The following is a 2,419-nucleotide window of genomic DNA, read 5'->3' as shown; positions in this document are numbered from 1 at the left end:
CGCTGGAACAGCTCCCACAATTCGTCTGGCACCATGCGCTCGACCATCACCACGCGGTGCAGAATACCCAGCGCTCCAAATGAGACGGCGTCTTATAGGTTCGGTAAAGCTGCTCGTGCTCGCTGTGCGTCTTCGCCTCCCGCCACGACGTGCTGCTCTCCATCGGCCGGCGGCTGCGGCTGGCCGACCTGTACGCCGAGGTCGAACAGGTCCCAGGCGACAGCTTCCGCGCTGACTGGCGCATCGCCGATCTGATCCGGCACGCAGCGGCCTGCGGAGCGCCCGCCGTCACTCCTGGGCATGACGCGACCGCCAGAACGCACGCCTGTGTGGGGCTCAGGCCCGGATGGATGAGGTCGGCGAGCTCCTGGTCGACCATGCCGGGCAGCTCGCCGCCGTGCAGTCATCACGGCCCGTTCATTCAGCCTGGTAGCCGCCACTGACAACCGGACCCCGTCGCGTCAGCGGCCCGGCACGCGACGAACACAAATCTGTCCAGGCCGAGGAACGCAACGTGCACGCTTCAGCTTGGGCTGGTGGTAGAACCGGGCATGACCTTCATAACGCCGGGCGTTGCAGCTGCCGGCATCAAGGCCACGGGCAGCGTGGCCAGCGCCCTGATCGGACGGTACCGGCCGACGGGTGTGCCACGACTGCGCACACGGATCGCTGTACGGCGGTGGTGTCCCGGACGCGTGGATGCGGCTCAAGGCGGTTTGTGGCTCAGCCCGGGCAGGCGTTCGGTCCCATCTTGGCGAAGGCTTCCTTGGTGCAGTAGGTGACGGTCGGGTAGTACGCGCCCATCACCTTCGCCGGATCGTCCCCCTTCTTGACGTCCTGGACCGCGTTGTGGAAGGTCTGCGCCGGGAGCATGTTCCGCAGGAACAGGACGCTCTTGACGTTGGTGGGACCCCAGTCGATCCAGGTAACCCCCTTCGATGTCGTCGCGTTGCCGGGACGGTCCTGTGAGGTGGACACCACATAGGTGTACTGCCCGTCCTTACCCACGGCCGTCTGGAAGTCGCCGGCACAGGAACTCACCGGGTAGGGAAGCTGGATCTGGTTCTGACAGAGCGACCAGTACCGGAGTTGAGTCTTGGTGAGCACCGACTGACCGTTGGTGGTGTCGGGGAACGTAGGCGCCTTGCCGCGTATGACGGCGATGCGCCCCGACTTGTACTCCAGTGGCGTGCACAAGTACTTGTTGTACGGGTTGGGGAAAAGGCCGCCGGTCTTGTTCGGCACTGCGAAGCCCGGAGCACTCGCCGTGGACTTCCCGCAGCCTTCGAACCCTCCAGGCGGCGCGTATTTCTTCACCAAGGCCTTGAGTTCGGTGGCGAGTGGGCCCGTGGGGCCCTGGGCCGAACCGGCCCGGGGGCAGGTGGTTATCGACTTGGGGCTGCTGCCCTGACGCTGCATCGACAAAGTGGGCAACGGGACTCCGCCTGTTGGGTCGGATTCCTTGTCCGGGACGTAGATCCGCAGCACCAGCCACCCCGACCCCGACCCGGCACCGTTCGCAGTGGCGGCCATGGTGTTGTTACTGGCGCCGGCCGTAATGCCGGGCTTGAGCGTGACCTGGTAGTGGTGCTGCGCCGGGTTCGACCCCGCGTCCGGGACGGCGAAGGGGTTCTTGCTACCGGCACTCGGAGCAATCTGGTAGTCGGCGAGGGAATCGATGGGTGAGCCCGTGGCGTCGTAGACCGTCAGTGAGGTAAACCGGGCAAACGGATATGTCCCCTCTGCCACGATGCGGTCTCCCTGGCTCAGCCGGTAGGGCATCAGCCAGTACGTCGCGTTGGCCTCGGGAAAGGCAAAGTTCAGCCTGCCCGGTCTGACGACGGCTGGCCACGCGCAGGAATTCTCTGGCACTGCTACGGCGGTCCCGGCCGGATTCGGGGCATTCGCGGCGGCCGACGGAGCCACGAGCAGGGTCACGACTCCAAACCACGCCAGAGCAGAGATTTTCAGAGTTCGCCAAGGCGCACGCGTCATCGAGGCCCCTCCGTCCATCCGTAGTGAGAACGGCGGAGAGGAGACGTCCCCGCGGTGAAAACACGCTTCAAGGGGAAGACGCGAGCCCCGGACGGAAACCATGGGCCCAACGCCTTGGGATGCAACCGCCCGCCAGCATCAGTCTCACTCCCCTCCGACTCTCCTGCAACGCGGCCACCTGCCCACGTCGGCCCGCTGCGGTGGCCGGCGTCTGGGTATCGAACACAAAATCGAGGCGCGACAAGCTCAGCGCGTAGCAGCTTGCCTCGCTGCGAGAGCTGGGCGTCGACTGGGCGTAGCGGTAGACGTCGATGGGCCAACCGTAAGAGTGAGGTTGATCCCCGGGAGTGGACACCGGGTTTCATGCGACGAGTGACAGCGTACGTGGCGTGATCAGTTGCTGTTCGAACTCGGCTGGTGTGAG

The 2,419-nt window shown here is 65.4% G+C and carries 1 protein-coding gene; it reads right to left on the bottom strand.

All coding sequences use genetic code 11. The annotated features are described in order from the left end of the window. Window positions 1-723: 723 nt before the first annotated feature. Window positions 724-1,938: a hypothetical protein gene (locus tag ACWGJM_RS48955; protein WP_453418270.1), complete on the bottom strand. Its 1,215-nt coding sequence runs from the start codon at window positions 1,936-1,938 to the stop codon at window positions 724-726. Between the last annotated feature and the right edge of the window lie 481 nt (window positions 1,939-2,419).

It is taken from the genome of Streptomyces sp. NPDC054834 (assembly GCF_053611185.1).
The sequence above is the reverse complement of the archived record's forward strand: the minus strand, read 5'-3'. Positions and strand labels throughout refer to the sequence as shown.